A 16,701-nucleotide genomic window follows, 5' to 3' on the forward strand; every position below is an offset into this window, starting at 1 on the left:
CCTGTGCAGAGGAGAAAGCGTGATGGCCGGTGCCAAGCTGCTCAAGACCCTCACCCTGTTCCAGGTCGTGGTGATGGGTCTGGCTTACCTCACGCCCATGGCGGTATTCGATACCTTCGCCATCGTCGGTGACATCACGGATGGTCGCGTGGCCACCGCCTACCTGCTGGCGCTCGGCGGCATCCTGCTGACCGCGTTCAGCTACGGCCACCTGGTGCGCCGCTTCCCGTCCGCAGGCTCCGCCTACACCTATGCCCAGAAGGTGTTTCACCCCTATGTGGGCTTCATGGTGGGCTGGTCTTCCCTGCTGGACTACATGTTCATGCCGATGATCAACATCCTGCTGGCCAAGATCTACCTGACCGCCATGTTCCCCACCGTGGAGCCCTGGATCTTCATCTTCGGTCTGGTGACCGTGATGACCTTCCTGAACCTGCGCGGTATCAAGCTGGTGGCGAACCTCAACGGCTTCATCGTCTTAATCCAGATCGCCATCATCGTCACCTTCCTCGGCCTCATCGCCTGGGGCCTGAGTCACGGTGAAGGGGCCGGCACCCTGATGAGCAGCCGTCCGTTCCATGTGGAGTCTGCCAGCATGCTGCCGCTGTTCACCGGCGCCACCATCCTCTGCTTCTCGTTCCTGGGCTTCGACGGCCTGAGCTCCCTCTCCGAAGAGACCCCGAATGCCGGCAAGGTGATCCCCCGCGCCATCGTGCTGACGGCCCTCATCGGCGGCATCATCTTCGTCACCGTCTCCTACAGCCTGCAGCTCTTCTTCCCGGATCTGGCCCGCTTCAAGGAGCCGGACGCCGTGCTGCCGGAGATCGCCCTCTACGTGGGTGGCACCCTGTTCCAGAGCGTGGTGCTGGTGTGCACCACCGCAGCCGTACTCGCCTCCGGCATGGCGGCCCACGCCGGCGTGTCGCGCATCCTCTACGTGATGGGGCGCGATCGCATGATCCCGGAGCGGGTGTTCGGCTATATCCACCCCACCTGGCGCACCCCGGCCATCAACGTGCTGCTGGTGGGGGCCCTGGCCCTCTCCGCGGTCTCCTTCGATCTGGACATGGCCCTGGCCCTGGTGAACTTCGGCGCCCTGGTGGCCTTCACCTTCGTCAACCTCTCGGTGATCGGCCAGTTCTGGGTGCGCGAGAAGCGCAACAAGAGCCTCAAGGAGCACCTGCTGTTCCTGGTGCTGCCGCTGCTGGGGGCCGCCACCATCGGCGCCCTCTGGATCAACCTGGAGCAGAGCTCCCTGGAGCTTGGCCTCATCTGGGCGGGGATCGGGGTCACCTACCTCTTCCTGCGCCTCGCCGTGTTCCGCATCCCCTTCCGTCAGTACGAGGAAGCGGCCGACGGCCAGTAAGTCGGCACACACGCCCAAACAGAAGGGGAGCCCATGGCTCCCCTTCTTGCATTCAGACGTCCGGTGCGCGGACCCTCACCCCTGATTGAGCACGGCCGTGGCGGCCGCCTTGACCGGATCCCTGGTCACGGCGTTGACATCCTTGCGGGTCTGGTTGACCTTGTCCTGCGCCTGCTTCACGCCGGCACTCTGCTTGTTCAGGGCCGCATTGGTGTGCTGCCTGGTCTCTTTCAGTCCCGCCGTCTTCTTGTCCAGCACGTCCGTGGTGTGTTTCTTCACCTCGGCATTGGCCTTCTCCTTCTGCTTGCGCACCAGCTTGTCGGCATCGCAGTTGCCCTTGACCCCCAGGGTGGCGTTCATCGCCTCGTTCCTGACCGCCTTGTCGAGGTTGCACTCGGACTTGAACACGCTGGCCTGCGCACCGGCAGACAGCAGACCCAGGGAGAGGCACAAAACCCATGCACGCATCATCACTTCCTCAGTTTCAAGACAGGAAAGTCCGGCAGCATATAACCCTGGGATCCCAGTGCAAGGGCAGGGGCCGGTGATGAGCCGGATGGCGTCATATCGGCGTTTGCTCCGACACCTTTTGTCTGCGACGCCCCCTGCCGCCCTGTCACCAAAGCATCATAAAAGTGTCACGTTGTCATATTTCTGTCATGGAGCCTTGTTGTAATGCGCCCGTCCATTTTCAACGCAGAACGACCCCAAGAGGCCATATGCACAGCACCGCATCTTCCGCACCCCAGCAGATCCGTCGTCCCGGCCCCCTGTTCAACTGGCTCGCGGTGATCACGCTGATCTACCTGATCCTGGTCGCCGTTGGCGCCGTCTCCCACGGCTTCAAGGGCTTCTCCGGCGGCGCCGAGGGCGCGGCCCAGATCTTCGCCTTTGCCAACAACCCCTTCGTCGCGCTGCTGCTCGGCATCCTGGCCACCGCCCTGGTGCAATCCTCCAGCACCGTCACCTCGGTGATCGTCGGTCTGGTGGCAGGGGGCCTGCCCATGGCCATGGCCATCCCCATGGTGATGGGGGCCAACCTCGGCACCACCATCACCAACACCATCGTCTCCCTGGGGCACATCCGGGACAGAGGCGAGTTTCGCCGCGCCTTCGCCGCCGCCACCGTGCACGACTTCTTCAACCTGCTGGCGGTCTTCATCTTCCTGCCCCTGGAGCTGATGTTCGGTCTGCTGCAAAAGAGTGCGGAAGGGATTGCCAGCCTGCTGCTGGGCTCCGCCGACATGTCGATGAAGGGGATGGATTTCATGAAGCCCCTCATCTCCCCGTCCCTGGATCTCATCGACGGTGCCGTCGCCTTCCTGCCGGGCAAGGGCCCCGCCATCGCCACCATCGTCATCGGCATTCTGCTCATCCTCGGCTGCGTCACCGCCCTCGGCAAGGTGCTGCAACGGGTCATGGTGGGCCGTGCCAAGGAGCTGCTGCACAAGGCGCTGGGCCGTGGTCCGCTCACCGGCATCGCCTCCGGCACCCTGGTGACCGTCATGGTACAGTCCTCCTCCACCACCACCAGCCTGATGATCCCCCTGGCGGGCGGCGGCGTGTTCAACACCCGTCAGCTCTACCCCTTCACCCTGGGGGCCAACATCGGCACCACCATCACGGCCCTGCTGGCGGCCACCGCCATCAGCGGCGCCGGCGCCCAGCTGGCCTTGACCATCGCCTTCGTGCATGTGCTGTTCAACGTCTTCGCCGTGGCGCTCATCTACGGGGTGCCCTTCCTGCGGGAATTGCCCATCAAGGCCGCCGAAACCCTGGCCCGGGTCGGCAGCGAGAACAAGCTGCTGGCGCTGGGTTACGTGGCCGGGCTCTTCTTCGCCCTGCCCGCCCTGATGATGGTGGCCGTCAAGTAAATCCGAACCGGGGGCATCATGCCCCCGGTGCCTTGCCCGTCCGGTCACATCCTCCGGCATCCCCCCTCGCCCTCCCTCCCCGGCTGGGATAAGATGCCCCTTCATTGCACTCTGATTTCAAGGAACAGGAAAACCCGATGAAATTCATTCTGATAGCCCTTCTTATCGCCGGCGCCGCCTACTACTTCTACTCCAGCAGCAACAACCGGAAGCTGGCGGAAGAGAACGTGCGCAAGGGGGCCGAGTTCCTCGCCAGCAACCAGGAAAAACCCCTGGTGACCACCACCGCCTCCGGCCTGCAGTACGAAGTGCTGACCCCGGGCACCGGCACCGTTCACCCCACCGCCACCAGCAAGGTAAAGGTGCACTACGAGGGCAAGCTGCTGGACGGCACCGTGTTCGACAGCTCCGTCGCCCGTGGCGAACCCATCGAGTTCGGCCTCAACCAGGTGATCAAGGGTTGGACCGAAGGGGTGCAACTGATGGTGGAAGGGGAGAAGACCCGCTTCTACATCCCCGCCAACCTGGCCTATGGCGACAGAGCCGCCGGCAAGATCCCGCCGGGCTCAGTCCTCATCTTCGACGTGGAGCTGCTGGGCATTCAATAAACCCGCCCGGGGCCCGCGTTGATCTTGGCGGTGGCGCTGCGGGCATCCCGTCAGGGGCCACGTCCGACGGACCCTGATCACAACGCCGGCGCACTGCGCCGGCGTTGTCGTTTCTGCCCCGGTCTCCCTCGCCCTGACGCCAGACTATCAACCAAAAGTGAAGAGTGCTTATCCTTAAAGCCTGATTGTTAACCCATCAATAGGGGCAGATAATGACCACATCGTCAGCGGCATGTCGCCCTGGCCTCGGGTTGTCGGTGCGCCGCGCGCATCGGCACAACGCATATGGAGTCTGTCATGTCTATCGCCCCTGTCTGGTTCATCTCCCACGGCGCCCCGGATCTGGTCCTGCGCGATCAGCCCGCGACCCGGTTCCTGAAGCAACTGCGCCTCGAGGGTGCCAGAGGGCTGGTGGTGATCTCGGCCCACTGGTTCAGCCGAAGCGAGCTGCAGATCAACGTCGAGCCCAGCCCGGCCCTGATGTACGACTTCTACGGCTTCCCCGAGCCCCTCTACCAGATCCGCTGGCCCGCGACGAGCCCGCAATGGTTGCAGGAAGCGGTGAGCGATCAGCTGCTGCTGGCCGGCCTGCCCGCCACCCCGGTGCGCCGCGAGCTCGATCACGGGGTCTGGTCCCCCCTCTCCCTGATGGATCCGGACAGTGAACTCCCCCTGGTGCAGATCGCCATCCCGGCCAGCTTCACCCCGGCCCAGCTGTGGCAACTGGGGGAGGCATTGCAGGGGCTGCGCGAGCAAGGGATCGGCATCCTCGCCTCCGGCGCCATCACCCACAACCTCCGTGCCCTCGGGCCGGACGGCTCGCCGGTTCCCCAGTGGGCCAGTCAGTTTGCTCGCTGGCTGGAGCAGACCATGGCAGAGGGAGACAGGGGGGCGCTGGAAGAGTACCGGGCCCGGGCGCCGGGCGCGGTGGAATCCCATCCCCACGACGATCACCTGCGCCCCCTGTTTGTGGCGCTCGGCGCGGCGGGGGCCGACAGACCCCGAAAGCTGCACGACAGCTGGGATTACGGTAGCCTCTACATGGGGGCCTACCAGTTCGGTTGAGGGCGGGGCGGCCAGGCCGCCCTGCTTGACGTGCTCTCGCCGACGCGCGTGGAGAAATAGCGGACTCGTTATAGCCATTTTCCGGTAGAATGGCCGCCATTGGATGAGGCTTGGCAGGGATGGCTGTCGCGTCGGGTGGCTAGATGAACCTATATCGAACACTGATCCTGCTCTGTCTGCTCTGCCTTCAACCTGTGCAGGCCCTGACCCTGCACAGCCGCTACGATCCCGCCCCGCTGCCTCCCCGCTGGTCGGAGGCGGAGCTCGGATGGCTGCGCCAGCAGTCCCAACTGCGGGTCGGCATCCTGCAAGAGGACTACCGCCCCTTCACCATGATCGCTCGCCAGCGCGTCGAGGGGCTCAGTGCCGACTACATCGACCTGCTGGCCCGGATGCTGGACAAACCCGTTGCCCTGAGCGCCTTCCCCGACAAGGCGCACCTGCTCCGTGCTCTGGCACGGGGGGAGATACACCTCGCCAGCCTCGGCAATCTCACCCTGGCGGACAGTGACACCCGGGCGATCCGCCTGAGCAACCCCTATTTCAGCAGCCCCCTCGTCTTCTCCGTGCCCAGACGTTATCGGGGGGCACTGCTCACACCGGGACAGCGGGTGGCCGCCGTCCGGGATCAGATAGACAGGGCGCGCTTTGGACGCTACTACCCCACCCTCACCCTGGTGACCTATCCCTCCAACATGGAGGCGTTCGATGCGGTCTTCTTCGGCCGCGACGACATCCTGCTGGGGGATGCCCACGCCACCCACTACCTCAACAGCGAGCGCTTCGACAACCTTCGCCAGCGGGGCGAGGCCCCGCCCGATCTGGCGCCTGCCGAGTTCCGCTTTGCCGTCCCGGCCACCGAGCCCGCCCTGCTCAGCCTGGTCAACCGGGGGCTGGCGGCCATCGACGACCGGGCGCGCAATACCCTCTTCACCCAGTGGAACGGGCCCATCCGCGACATGAGCGAGCGAAGCGCCGATCTCTATGATGCCGCCGAGCGGGCCTGGATGCGGCAAGCGCCCCCATCAGGGTGTGGCTGATGGACAACCTCTACCCCTATGGCGCCCTGGATCATGACGGCCAGCTGGTCGGCATGACGGTGGACATGCTGGACAAGATCCGCACACGCACCGGCCTCACCTTCGAGTTCGTGCGGGCAGACTCCGAGCGCCAGTTGGCAAAAGCCATGCAGTCAGGCGCCATCGACCTCATCGGCGCCATCTCCCAGCAGGTGGCCGAACACTACGGGCTGCGCACCTCGGTGCCCTACGCCACCGACAACATCTATGTGATCCTCACCCGCCAGGAGGAACAAGGGATCGACACCATCCGGCGTCTGGCGGGCAAGACGGTGGCGATGACGCACCATGTGCCCCTCGCACAGAGACTGGAGGGCAGCCGCATCACCCGGGTGGAGAGTGCAGCAGAAGCGATGGAGGTGCTCGCCCAGGGACGGGTGGATGCCGCCATCGTGCCCCTCTATTTTGCCCGCCATGCGCTGGACAATGATCCCCAGAGCCCCCTGCGCATCGCCGGCCCCGCCGATGACGAGCCGATCCGGATGGGGTTTGCCAGCCTGCCCGGACAGGGGATGCTGATGGGGATCCTCGACAAGACCATCCTCGCCATCCCCCCCAACGAGCTCGCCATGATGAGTTACGAGTGGCGCAACCGCAAACTGCCGGTGCCCGGCTTCATGGATCGCCACGCCCACATCGTCTACCTGGTGTTCGTGGGGCTCCTCACCCTGGCGCTGGTGCTGCTCTATCGCAACCGCATGTTCAAGCGGATGGCCAGCGCCGAGCAGGCTTCCCGCCAGCAACTGGAGGCCCATGTCAGGTTCATCCGGGCGCTGGGGGAGAGCCTGCCCCACCCCATCGTCGTGCGGGACAAGAGCGGCAAGGTATTGCTGTGCAACAGCAAATACCTGACCCAGCTCGGCGCCGAGCCAAAGGCCATCCTGGGTCAGCCCTTCGCCCAGGGGCTGTCAGGGGTGCTCGATGCAGGCAGCATCGCCGTGCTGGAGCAGGACTTTGCCAGGGTATTGCAGGAGGGGCAGCCCATCTTTGCGGATCGCCTCTTCCATCACAGAGGCACCCAGAGCGACATCTATCACTGGATGGTGCCCTATTTCGACGGGGAGGGGGCCATCAGCGGGGTGATCGACGGCTGGATAGACATCACGGACCGCAAACGGCTGGAAGAGGCGCTGCGCGAGGCCAAACAGCAGGCCGACAGCGCCAGCCGCGCCAAGAGCGACTTCCTCGCCACCATGAGCCACGAGATCCGCACCCCCATGAACGCCATCCTCGGCATGCTGGAGCTGGCCACCGAGGATCCCGCTCTCAGCCGTCACAGCGGCGAGCTGCTGCGCATCGCCGCCGACTCCGCCAACGGCCTGCTGGATCTGCTGGGGGACAGCCTGGATATCGCCTCCATAGAAGCGGGCCAGATGACCCTGACTCCCACCCCCTGCGATCTCGCGCCCCTGCTCTCGTCCGTCACCCGGGTCTTTGCGGGCATGGCCGAGCAGAAGGGACTGATCTATGAGGTCAAGCTGCCCGACACCCCCATGCCAAGGGTGCTGATCGATCCCCTTCGCCTGCGCCAGATCCTCTTCAATCTCATCGGCAACGCCATCAAGTTCACCGAGCAGGGCCGGGTCGCCATCACCGCCACCCTGACCGGGGGCGAGCAGCCTCCTGTGCTGCACCTCACCATCACCGACACCGGAGCCGGCATTCCCGCGGACAAGCTGCCCCGGCTCTTCACCCCCTTCTATCGCGCCCACGGCCAGGGCCAGTTCCCCGGCAGCGGGCTGGGCCTCAATATCGCCCGCATCCTGTGCCAGATGATGGGGGGGGAGATAGCCGTTCACAGCCAGGTCGGCGAAGGCACCCGCCTCGAGATAAGGCTGCCCCTGACGCTCACCCAGCAACCCCCCGCCCCGATCACGGCAATCCCGGCGCCCCAGCCCCACCAGGCTCAACCCCTCCCCCATCGGCTGCATATCCTGGTGGTCGATGACAATCACGCCAACCAGATCCTGCTGCGCCAGCAGCTCAAGCACCTGGGACACGACGTCAGTGTGCGCAGCAATGGCCTGGAGGCCCTGCGCGCCCTCGCCAGCCACCCCTTCGATCTGGTCATCACCGACTGCCAGATGCCGGTGATGGACGGCTTCGAGCTGACCCGCAACCTGCGAGCCCTCGGCCATGACCTGCCCGTCTGGGGCTTCACCGCCCATGCCCAGCCTCGCGAGCGGGAGCTTTGCCTCGCCGCCGGCATGAACGACTGCCTGTTCAAGCCCATCGGCCTCGCCCGTCTGCGCGCGGCGTTGGCCACCCTGGGGCCTGCGCCCTGAATACCGCCAGCCCTTCCTCCCGCCATGTCGCACGGGCGCGGCTGAGAATGCGTTGGCATTTGCGGCATAAAGGGTCGCTCACCGGGACAAGAGACAACGTGGGCCAGCCATGGATACAAGGCCGGTGGCGGTTCGAGCCCCATAAAAAAACCGACACCAGGGTGTCGGTTTTTTTATATCGGGAGGTGCGCCCTGCCTGTTACGCCAGTCTGGCGCCGGGTGAAGCGGGCGTCACGGGGAGGATCAGTAGAAGATCCGCTCCCCTCGCTCGCTCATCTTGAGCCAGACCGGCTTGGTGCTGGTCTTGCTCCAGATGCGGTGCAGGTAGCTGTAGAAACGGGCGCGATCCCGGCGAAACAGCATCACCGGGAAGGCGAGCAGACCCGCCATCAGGACGAAGATGCGGCGAAGGATTATCTGAGTCAGGGAGAAGGGATGAAACATGATGTAACGCCTCACTGGTAAGACCACTGAACAAAGATTACGCCAATCATTGTAGGATTACTACACCGACAGCGCCATTTTTTGATAAAAAATGGGTCTAAAAGCCTAAAAATGAAACCGGGTTACATTCTTTAACTAAAAAACAACAAAGGTGGCAAAACGCGGCCCCTGTTCCAGAGTTAACGAGGACTGGACCAGAACGGGGGAACACAGGATGAAACTTGCAGATGCGGCGCTGCTGGGGGCATTGGGCGTGCTCGCCTGGAGCCAGTGGCAGGAGTGGCGGCTCAATCGTGACGATGCCATCGACATCCCGTATCACGGGGTCCCCACCGCCAGCTTGTGGCAATGCGGTTTGCTGATAAAGGAGATGGCCGCACTGGCAGAACAGGGGGGCGAAGAGAGGTCCGGATCCAGGGGCGAGGCATTGGCCGAGATGGATCAGCATCTGCACAAGACGTGGCAACGGGAGGGTTGTTCACGGCTGACTGACATGCAATGAAGCATCATCCTGGGCCGCCATGGCGGATGGACAACGTCAGTGACGTGGAAAACAGGGAGAATATGGAGGCACGTTCCGGAGTCGAACCGGACTAAACGGATTTGCAATCCGCTGCATAACCGCTTTGCTAACGCGCCATGCTGACAAGGCATTGCCTTGAGAGTGATGTCCATGGTTGGTGCCATGGAGTATTGGAGCGGGAAACGAGACTCGAACTCGCGACCCCGACCTTGGCAAGGTCGTGCTCTACCAACTGAGCTATTCCCGCATGACTGCTTGCGTGCCAGTTACCTGACAACGAGGCGCATTATACGTACCCCGAGCCCGGGCACAACCCTTTTTTCTCACTTTGAGCCCTTTCTCGTGCTGTTTGCTCACCCTTTAGACGCCTTGGTCGAAAATCCCCCCGCTCCCTGTGACCCGACGAGCGAATTTAAGATAAAGCCATTGAAATAGTTAGCCTTTAGTCAGAAACTCATCGCGCTTAGTAACTGGATTCTCAATTGAAAATCATGCGATGAAATGGAACTTCAGGCCTCGGGGGCTCAGACCGCAGCTGATGCTGGCTTTTTTCATGTTGGGCCTGGTGCCCTTCCTGGTCGTCACCCTGTTTTTCCTCTATAGCCACGGCAAGGATCTCACCACCCAGACCTCCAACCATCTGGTCTCGGTGCGCAACATCAAGAAAAACCAGCTGCAAGACTACTTCGGCAACCTCAAGGAGCAGATCATCAACTTCTCCCAGCAGGACTTTGCCGGCAACAGTATCGGTCGCTTCTACGGTTTCACCGGCGCCTTCGAGAAGCTCGGCACCACGCCGCAGGAGGCCCGCGCCCGCGCCCAGGCCCGCTATGTGCCGGGCTCCTGGGACAAGCTGCAACAGCCTGACAGTCAGGTGGAGATAGAGCCCTCCATCAGCGCCCTCATCCTGGCGGACGAGATGTATGGCCGCGTCCACCAGCGCTTCCATCGCGGCTACGCCGACATGGTGCGCAAATCCAACTACAGCGACATCTTCCTGGTCGACCTCAACGGTGACGTGGTCTACTCGGTCACCAAGCAGGCCAACTTCGCCACCAACCTGCTCTCGGGCCCCTACCAGTCCAGCGGTCTTGGCAACACCTTCGCCAAGATCAAGCGCCGCCTCGATGGCGGCCAGAAGCCCCAGCAGATCTTCGAGTTCACCGATTTTGGCCGCAACGAGCTGACCGGCCAGGTGGTCGCCTACCTCGCCGCTCCCGTGATGCAGTACGACTATGTGCGCGGCGTGGTCATCTTCGAGCTGCTGCCGGACAAGCTCAACCAGATCATGGCGGAGCGGGAGGGGCTCGGCGCAACCGGCGAGACCATTCTCATCGGCCCGGACAAGCGGATGCGCGCCAACGCCTGGCTCGCCCCCGAATTCAGCGTGGAGAACAGCTTCAGCCCCGACTTCCGACCGCTGCAGACCCCCCTCATCATCAAGGCCCTCTCCGGGGAGCAGGGGGTCGGCCCCTTCCTCTCCTACCACGATGACGAGGTGCTGGCCGCCTATACCCAGGTGAAGGTGTTCGATACCGAGTGGGCCTTCATCGCCGAGATCTCCACCAGCGAGGCCTATGCCCCCATCCGCCAGCTCGAGACCCTGGTGATCCTGCTGGGGGCAGGCTCACTGCTGCTGCTGATCCTCTTCTCCCGCTGGCTCTCCCACTCCATCACGGCGCCCCTGCGATCCCTCACCGCCGCCGCCGAACAGGTGGCGGACGGCGCCCTGGATCACCCCATCACCATCCCCCGCACCGACGATGACATCGACCGGCTGGCCCAGGCGTTTCGCCACATGCAGCGCTCGGTGAAGGACAAGATCGAGCTCATCGAACGCCAGACCCAGGAGCTGCAACAGCAGGTCAAGCTGACCCACAAGCAGAACCTCAGCCTGCAACAGGCGGACAAGCTCAAAGACGAACTCCTGGCCAACACCTCCCACGAGCTGCGCACCCCCATCCACGGCATCAAGGGGATGGCCGAGTCCATGCTCGCCAGCCAGCAGGACCTGACCGAAGGGCAGCAGAAACAGCTCGGCCTCATCATCAAGAGCGCCGACGGCCTGGCGCGCCTCGTGGACGACTTGCTCGACTACCACCAGATGCGCTACGGCCAGCTGGAGATCCACCCCCAGCCGGTCTCCTCCAAGGGGGTCATCCGGCTGGTGCTGGATCTCTGTCAGCACCTGGTACAAGCCAAGCCCCTCACCCTGGTGGACAAGAGCCCCGCCGAGCTGCCCCCTGTGCTGGCGGACGAGCAGCGCCTCGAGCAGGTGCTCTACAACCTGGTGGGCAACGCCATCAAGTACACCCCCCAGGGCAAGGTGGTGCTGAGCGCCCTGGTGGAGGGCAACTTCCTGCGCATCAAGGTGACCGACACCGGCATCGGCATCGCCAGGGACCATCTGGAGCACATCTTCGAGCCCCTGGTGCAGATGAGCCCGGAAGTGAGCAAGCAGGGAGCGGGCCTCGGTCTCTCCATCACCCGCCAGCTGGTGCACCTGATGGGGGGGGAGCTGTTCGTGGAGAGCGAGCCGAGCGTCGGCTCCACCTTCGCCTTCACCCTGCCGCTGGCCAGCGGCAAGGCGGGCAGTCTGACCCTCGACAGCCGCCAGATAGAGCACCAGCTGGTGCGCCAGCAGCCCGTCATCCTGCCGGACTGGGAGAGCGAGGATCTGCCGCCCCCGCCGCAAGATGCCCCCGTCATCCTGGTGGTGGACGACGAGCCCATCAATTTGCACATACTGCGCCACCTGCTGCAGCCCTGCGGTTATCGCATCCTGCCCAGCAGCGACGGCCACGACGCCCTGACCAAGCTGGCTCAGGAGCCGGTGGATCTCATCCTGCTTGACGTGATGATGCCCACCCTCTCGGGCTTCGACGTCTGCCGCCGTCTGCGCCAGCAGCACCCCAAGGAGAAGCTGCCGGTGCTGCTGCTCACCGCCCTCAACCAGCCCAAGGAGATTGAAGAGGGTTTCAACGCCGGAGCCAACGACTATCTGGTGAAGCCCTTCTGCAAGGAGGAGCTGTTCGCCCGGGTGAGGGCCCTGCTGGAGGCCAGCGCCGGGCGCGCCTCCCTGGTGGAGAACCGCCTGCTCAAACAGGAGATAGAGCACCGTCTGCTGCTCCAGGAGCAACTGCACCAGGATCAGGAGCGGCTCCTCGCCCTGCTTGGCGAGGGGGCCGACCCCATGGTCTTCCTCGATGAGCAAGGAGGGGTGCTGTTTGCCTCCCGGGCCCTGGCGCGCCTGCTGGGTCAGGAGCCGGAAGCCATGGAGGGGCAGATGCTGGACGAGTGGCTGGCCGCCCCGCTGGCAAGCCAGTGGCCCGACATGACCGCGCAGCCGGAGCGGGAGCTGGACTTCCTGGTGGCGGGCCAGCGAGACACCCTCAACGCCCGCGCCCTGCCCATCAACCTGGGGGGGCAGCACGCCTATGCGCTGACCCTTGGCACCGAACCGCGCCAGGACGACAATCGCATGGCTGCACTGGAGAACGCCCTCAAGAGCCTCTCTCGCCAGGCCATCATCGAGGATGGCCAGTTGCTGGGGGAACTGAGCCGGCTGGGAGGGGAGTTCAGGTCGCTGGCGGACGATCTCATTCGCCAGCAGGATGACGAACCTCTGCGCCGCGCCCTGGTGGACACCATGCGTCTCACCCTGGAGACCTGGCAGCAGAGCACCGGCAAGGGCAAGATAGTGCTGGCGGAGAAGAGCAAGCTGTGGCGGGTCTACATGGACCGCTCCAGTCCCCAGACCCGCACCCTCGACAAGTACCTGAACCTCGACACCCTGCCCAAGGCACCGCGCTGGAAGACGGTGGTGGCCAGCGCCGAGTACGTGCTCAAGCACTGCGCCCTGAACGAGGTGCAGCACCAGAGTCTGCACCAGAGCACCCAGCGCCTTCGCCAGCTCGCCAGCCGCAAGGCATGAGTCTCCAACCCGCAGCCACGTTGCTCTGATGATGGCTGCGGGATAGAAAACCAAGCACCAATAGCCAACTCTGGACACATCGACTCGCAGGCTTTCTGCGCCTATCAGGGGGATCGCGATGGCTGAGCTCGCGGGGTCGGCCAGATGACCCTGCAGGTGCGGGCCCATGCCCCATCACCATGTTGGTGATGACCCCGGGAGACCTGTCTGGGCCGGCAAGTGGCTAATCAGGTGAATAGACATTCGAGAGAATGGGGTGAGACTTCGCGACCCCGTGACCACAGGCCCCAAATCGGAAAAGACATTGGGAGATGGCTGAGGCGGGGGATGGACAGTAGAAATGACAAACCCGCGACGGGCGCGGGCTTGAGGGGAATAAATGGCGGAGAGACAGGGATTCGAACCCTGGGTGGCATTGCTGCCACAATTGATTTCGAGTCAATCCCGTTCGGCCACTCCGGCATCTCTCCACGGGCACTCATATTGACCCAACCCTAGCCGGGAAATCAATGTAAATCTCGTTGCAGATCAGACGACTGGCGATAAAACCGCCATCCGGCGATCCCGCCCCTCACAACACTAGTGACGTTCACCCTGCAGCGCCTCCTCGCTCACTGTCTCCACCCTGTACCCGGTTCCGGGCGGGTGAATACGGCGAGCCTGATGGGTCGGTGACACCCGGTGACGCTCTCGCCACCGCCCTCCCGGCAGTCATGGTGCCGGACTGGTAATCCCCGCGGGATTCGTTGACAATCTCTGCTCATTTTTTGGAAGGGAACCCGTCCCTCGCCCCAGCCGATAGGAACAACCATGCTCAACACTCGTATCGTCTCACTGTTGCTGGCCGCCGCCAGCCTCTGGGCCGCACCTGTCTGGTCCAACACCTATCCCCTGCCGCCAGCGGACAGCCGTCTCATCGGCGCCCTGGAAGATTACATCGTACAACCTGGCGATCATCTGGAACTGGTCGGCAAGCATACCCGGACAGGCTTTCTGGCACTGCTCGAAGCCAATCCCGGCGTAGACCCCTATCTGCCCACCCCGGGCACCCGGCTCACTCTGCCGACCCAGATGCTGCTGCCCGACGTGCCGCGAGAAGGCATCGTCATCAACCTGCCTGAACTTCGCCTCTACTACTTCCCCAAGGGCAAGCAGGAGGTGATGGTGCTGCCCATCGGGATCGGTGACATCGGCCGCGAGACGCCGGAGATGACCACCACCGTCATCGCGAAAAATCCCAACCCGACCTGGGTGCCCGGCCCCATGGTCCGCAAGTCCTGGCTGGAGCAGAAGGGGATCGATCTGCCCGCCGTGGTCCCCCCTGGCCCCGACAACCCCCTCGGCAAGTTCGCCATGCGTCTTGGCTATGGCAACAAGGACTACCTCATCCACGGCACCAACAAGGATTTCGGGGTCGGTCTGCGAGTCAGCGCGGGTTGTATCCGGCTGCGCCCGGATGACATCGAAACCCTGTTTGGTCTTGTTCCCGTCGGCACCCCGGTCCGTGTCATCAACCAGCCGGTCAAGATGGCGGTGGAACCCGACGGTCGTCGCTGGCTGGAGGTACACTCTCCCCTCTCCCGCACCGAAGCGGAGATGGCACAGGGGGCGCCGCTGGTGCTCTCCCCCGAAGCCGAGCAGTTCATCGCTGCCCCCGACATCGACAGTGCCCGGGTGACCGCCCTGCTCGAGCACAAGAGCGGGCTGCCCAAGCCCGTGAGCGGCTGAAGGCCTGACCAACATGAACAGAACGGGTCATGTGGTTTGCCTGTTGCTTCTGCTGCCTGGCTCCGCGGCGATGGCGGACATCCTCTGGATGCGCAACGGCGATCGAGTGAGCGGGACCATAGAGGAGATCACGGACGAGCAGATCCGCATCAAGCCCGCCTACAGTCAGGCCATGACGGTCCCGCGCCACGCCATCAAACGATGGCGTCTGGACAAGCAGGAGAAACCCAAGCCGCTTACCAAGACGGGGATCCCCCTGCTGGACTCTCCTGACGAGGCCAATGCCTGGCTGCTGACAGGGAACGGGGATCTCAACATCAAGCTCAAGGAGAACACCAAGAAGACCAACAACGTCAATCTCAAGGTCTCCACCGAGTTTGCCAATCTGGACTGGCGTTACAGCCTGGATGGCGAGTACATCTACGAAACGGCGAACAACATCACCGACAGCCACGAATACAAGCTCAAACCCAAGCTCGACTTCTTCTTCGACGATCACTGGTTCCTGCGATCTTCCGTCGACATCGATTACAACATGATCGATGCCGGTTATCTGGAGATTGACTGTGCTTCCGGCCCCGGCTACCGCTTCTGGAATGACAGGCAACGCCGGCTGGAGCTCATTACCCAGCTCGGTCTGGAACGTGCCTATTTCAGGCCGGAGGTGTGGAGCAACTCAGACCTGTTTGACGACAGGATCATCAATTACCCCTACGTCAGCCTGGGGTGGGACTACCGGCAGCCCTTGGCACTCTGGGAAGAGAAGTTCGAGCTGTTTGGCAAGGGCAGTTATGAAAAATTCGTCGATCAACCCTCCCCCTACCTGACCAGAAAGCAGTCCGTCAGCGGTAGCCTGGGCCTCAGGTACTATTTCAACGATCACCTGCGCCTCTCCTGGTCAAGCGAACTGGATTGGGACGATGCCTGGCTCGACTACCACGGCCTGCACAGGGATGTGAGCGAGAAAGAGTGGCGTCACCTCATCACCCTGGGAGCGAGTTTCTGACCCGCCAGAAACGACACAGGCCCACCAAAGTGGGCCTGTGTTCATGGGTGCAAGACGAGCGCGTCAGAAATAGATCCGGGTGACCGACTCGATGACGCAGCCAGGGCGACGGATCCCCTCGATCTCTATCTTGATCTCCTTGAGGAGCTCGATGCCTCCCTTGATGGGCGTGACACGCGACAGCTTGGTACGGGCGCGGATATTGCTGTCCACCTTGATGGGGTAAGGGAAGCGGACCTGCTCCAGGCCGAAATTCACCACCATGCGAGCTGTCGGGAACTCCGGCGTGCTCTCGTCCACCGAACCGGTCAACTGGGGCAGCAGGGCCAGAGTCAGGAAGCCGTGGGCAATGGTGGTCTTGAAAGGAGACTCGGCTGCCGCACGCTCGGGATCGGTGTGGATCCACTGATGATCGCCGGTCACGGTCGCGAACTGGTTGATCAACGCCTGGGTGACCTGCAACCACTCGCCCACATGGGTCTCTTCACCGATGCGGGTCTGCAACTCGGCATAGAGTGCCGCCGCTTCGCCTTCGAGCTCCACCACGGGATCCTGCGCCAGGGCAGGCTGGCCATTCGCTACCTGGGTGACTCTGGCAGCCTCTTGCTGGCGGGCATCCTGGGACTCCCCCTGCAGATCCAGCACTCTTCCCAGCAAGGGGTGAAGGTGTGCCTTTTGCTGAAACTCACGCCAGTAGTCGCGGATCGCCGGAGAGAGCCAATCCTTGAGCTCAAAGGGGTGTTGCGCCAGAATTTCGCGCTTGTGCTTCAGAAAATCGACAACTTTCAT

13 protein-coding genes and 3 tRNA genes are annotated in these 16,701 nt (G+C 63.3%); 10 read left to right on the forward strand and 6 right to left on the reverse strand.

Features of this window, described 5'->3' with window-relative positions; genetic code table 11:
* Positions 1-22: 22 nt before the first annotated feature.
* Entirely contained in the window at positions 23-1,366 is a 1,344-nt protein-coding gene (locus tag C2U47_RS03055) for an APC family permease (protein ID WP_010673548.1), read from the forward strand.
* 75 nt (positions 1,367-1,441) lie between these two features.
* Here the strand turns inward: C2U47_RS03055 and C2U47_RS03060 are convergent, their stop codons facing one another.
* Positions 1,442-1,834, reverse strand: a complete 393-nt coding sequence (locus tag C2U47_RS03060) for a hypothetical protein (RefSeq protein ID WP_029314009.1) — start codon at positions 1,832-1,834, stop codon at positions 1,442-1,444.
* Between the two features lie 251 nt (positions 1,835-2,085).
* On the opposite strand from C2U47_RS03060, the gene C2U47_RS03065 reads away from it, so the two are divergent.
* The 5 genes from C2U47_RS03065 (at position 2,086) to C2U47_RS03080 (ending at position 8,277) form a co-directional block, all read left to right on the forward strand.
* Positions 2,086-3,240, forward strand: coding sequence for a Na/Pi symporter (locus C2U47_RS03065; protein WP_010673546.1), 1,155 nt, complete (start codon positions 2,086-2,088; stop codon positions 3,238-3,240).
* A gap of 137 nt (positions 3,241-3,377) precedes the next feature.
* Positions 3,378-3,848, forward strand: coding sequence for an FKBP-type peptidyl-prolyl cis-trans isomerase (locus C2U47_RS03070; RefSeq protein ID WP_010673545.1), 471 nt, complete (start codon positions 3,378-3,380; stop codon positions 3,846-3,848).
* A gap of 297 nt (positions 3,849-4,145) precedes the next feature.
* Positions 4,146-4,913 (forward strand): DODA-type extradiol aromatic ring-opening family dioxygenase, encoded by a 768-nt coding sequence (locus tag C2U47_RS03075; RefSeq protein WP_010673544.1) that lies wholly within the window; start codon positions 4,146-4,148, stop codon positions 4,911-4,913.
* 143 nt (positions 4,914-5,056) lie between these two features.
* Positions 5,057-5,953 (forward strand): transporter substrate-binding domain-containing protein, encoded by an 897-nt coding sequence (locus tag C2U47_RS23195; protein ID WP_069785444.1) that lies wholly within the window; start codon positions 5,057-5,059, stop codon positions 5,951-5,953.
* On the forward strand, positions 5,953-8,277 hold the full coding sequence (locus C2U47_RS03080; RefSeq protein ID WP_233735861.1) for a response regulator: 2,325 nt from the start codon (positions 5,953-5,955) through the stop codon (positions 8,275-8,277). Before C2U47_RS23195 ends, C2U47_RS03080 begins: the two co-directional genes overlap by 1 nt.
* Before the next feature lie 243 nt (positions 8,278-8,520).
* Here C2U47_RS03080 and C2U47_RS03085 read toward each other — a convergent pair whose 3' ends face one another.
* A complete protein-coding gene (locus tag C2U47_RS03085) occupies positions 8,521-8,721 on the reverse strand; it encodes a YbfA family protein (protein ID WP_010673543.1) in 201 nt (66 codons plus the stop codon).
* Positions 8,722-8,935: 214 nt separating this feature from the next.
* Between C2U47_RS03085 and C2U47_RS03090 the strand changes: the two genes are divergently transcribed.
* Entirely contained in the window at positions 8,936-9,223 is a 288-nt protein-coding gene (locus C2U47_RS03090; RefSeq protein ID WP_010673542.1) for a hypothetical protein, read from the forward strand.
* A gap of 63 nt (positions 9,224-9,286) precedes the next feature.
* Here C2U47_RS03090 and C2U47_RS03095 read toward each other — a convergent pair.
* Together C2U47_RS03095 and C2U47_RS03100 are read right to left on the reverse strand one after the other, a co-directional pair.
* Positions 9,287-9,360 (reverse strand) — tRNA-Cys (locus C2U47_RS03095).
* Between the two features lie 55 nt (positions 9,361-9,415).
* A tRNA-Gly gene (locus C2U47_RS03100) sits at positions 9,416-9,491 on the reverse strand.
* A gap of 249 nt (positions 9,492-9,740) precedes the next feature.
* Between C2U47_RS03100 and C2U47_RS03105 the strand changes: the two genes are divergently transcribed.
* Entirely contained in the window at positions 9,741-13,178 is a 3,438-nt protein-coding gene (locus tag C2U47_RS03105; protein ID WP_010673541.1) for a hybrid sensor histidine kinase/response regulator, read from the forward strand.
* Positions 13,179-13,558: 380 nt separating this feature from the next.
* Here C2U47_RS03105 and C2U47_RS03110 read toward each other — a convergent pair.
* Positions 13,559-13,648 (reverse strand) — tRNA-Ser (locus C2U47_RS03110).
* Positions 13,649-13,988: 340 nt separating this feature from the next.
* Between C2U47_RS03110 and C2U47_RS03115 the strand changes: the two genes are divergently transcribed.
* Positions 13,989-14,906, forward strand: coding sequence for a L,D-transpeptidase family protein (locus C2U47_RS03115; RefSeq protein ID WP_049636696.1), 918 nt, complete (start codon positions 13,989-13,991; stop codon positions 14,904-14,906).
* Positions 14,907-14,919: 13 nt separating this feature from the next.
* Positions 14,920-15,912: a DUF481 domain-containing protein gene (locus tag C2U47_RS03120; RefSeq protein WP_029313999.1), complete on the forward strand. Its 993-nt coding sequence runs from the start codon at positions 14,920-14,922 to the stop codon at positions 15,910-15,912.
* 63 nt (positions 15,913-15,975) lie between these two features.
* Here C2U47_RS03120 and C2U47_RS03125 read toward each other — a convergent pair whose 3' ends face one another.
* Positions 15,976-16,701 (reverse strand): MaoC family dehydratase, encoded by a 726-nt coding sequence (locus C2U47_RS03125; protein ID WP_010673529.1) that lies wholly within the window; start codon positions 16,699-16,701, stop codon positions 15,976-15,978.

The sequence above is a fragment of the Aeromonas sp. ASNIH7 genome (genome assembly GCF_002903485.1).
Lineage (GTDB): Bacteria > Pseudomonadota > Gammaproteobacteria > Enterobacterales > Aeromonadaceae > Aeromonas > Aeromonas caviae.